Genomic DNA, 1,530 nt, shown 5'->3' with positions numbered 1-1,530 from the left:
GGCTTCATTCGCGGCTTGGCCAAGTCTCGGGAGGACCGGCTGCTTGTCAAAACGGTGATCGATCTTGGTCGGGCGCTGGGGATCGATGTCATGGCCGAGGGCGTCGAAACAGAGGCGGACCGGCAAATTCTGTACAAGCTTGGCTGCAGAACGGCTCAGGGCTTCCTATTCTCCAAGGCGGTGCCGCTAAGCCAGGCGCTCGAGGTGACACTAAAAGAGCACGCGAAGCAATGTTGATCGCCGCCGTCATCAGTCACTGCATCGAGCAGAGCAGTCACTGCATCGAGCAGAGCGTAAAAGGACCGATGGGCCGGGCGAGGCGGAAATGGGAAACACGTTGATCACTGGCGTGCCATACGCTGTTCGTGGCGCAGGTTAGGTTTTCCAGGGTGGCAAGTCGCCTCCAGTCCGCGATTCACTTCGGTTACGCCGATCATGATGTCCGGAAGCAAAGCGAAGGCTTAGAAGGGTAGTCCGCTTGCTCAGGTCAGACGAATCCCAGTTGTTGGGCGGTCTGGAACAAAGCGAGCAGCATGATCAGGCAGCCGACGAGCCGCAAAAGCGTCCGCTCGGCAATCGCCTTGAGCACCCATCCGGCAAGCGGAGCGGCGACTATGCCGCCCACGATCAGCCCCAGCACCGAGCTTGCATGTGTCGACAGCGCCCCCGCTTCCTGCCAGTGCCCACTGACGAGCGCGACGATGAAGGTGACGGACACCGCTAGCGTGATCAGGAACTCGGCCGCATTGACAGTGCCGATCACGTAGCGGGGCGGGGCGCCGGCGCCGAGCAATCCGGTCACGACCATCGGGCCCCATCCGCCGCCACCTGCAGCGTCGAGGAAGCCGCCGACAGTGCCCAGCGGCGCCACAAGACGGGTAGGAACCGGATTGCTGGGGATCTTGCGGAACGACCGGAGGAACAGCCAGAGCCCGATCACAGCGAGATAGGTCGTGACGTAGGGCTTCACCATGTCGCCGTCGAACGAGGTCAGCACGAAGGCGCCGAGGCAGCCGCCGAGAATGCCGAAAGGAGCAAGCCGCCAGAACAGCTTCCAGTCGATATTGCGGTGGTAGTGGTGCGCCGTGCCGGAAGCGGCAGTGGTGAACACTTCCGCCGCGTGTACCGCGGCGGAAGCCTGCGCCGGCGGAACACCGAAGGAGAGCAGCACGGTGGAGGAGATCGCGCCATAGGCCATGCCTAACGCGCCGTCAACCGCCTGGGCGAGGAAGCCGACAATGGCGAACAGAATGAAGTCAGTCATTGGTGTCCGCCGTGAACGTGCCGCCGTATCCGTATGTAGCCTTGTGGATGTGGCATCCGGCTTGGCTCCGCGTCAGAGAAAAGGGCGGCATCGCTGCCGCCCATCGAGATTGTTGAGGTGCGTGGACTTTAGAAATCCATACCGCCCATACCGCCCATGCCACCCATGCCGCCGCCGGGCATGCCGGCAGGCATGCCGCCGCCAGCCGACTCCTTCTTCGGAGCCTCCGCGATCATGGCTTCGGTGGTGACCAGCAGGCCGGCGAC

The 1,530-nt window shown here is 63.1% G+C and carries 2 protein-coding genes; one reads left to right on the top strand and one right to left on the bottom strand.

Annotation, left to right across the window (positions count from 1 at the left end; genetic code table 11):
* Positions 1 to 237: EAL domain-containing protein (locus AC0L17_RS34360; protein ID WP_473518972.1), on the top strand; the 237-nt coding region annotated here is incomplete at its 5' end.
* A 250-nt stretch (positions 238 to 487) separates the two neighbouring features.
* Here AC0L17_RS34360 and AC0L17_RS34355 read toward each other — a convergent pair.
* Complete coding sequence (locus tag AC0L17_RS34355; RefSeq protein WP_065010507.1) at positions 488 to 1,264, bottom strand: sulfite exporter TauE/SafE family protein; 777 nt, start codon at positions 1,262 to 1,264, stop codon at positions 488 to 490.
* Positions 1,265 to 1,530 lie beyond the last annotated feature (266 nt).

The organism is Mesorhizobium sp. WSM4829 (assembly GCF_055811475.1).
Note: the sequence above shows the minus strand (reverse complement) of the source record. Positions and strands in the feature narration are given on the sequence as shown.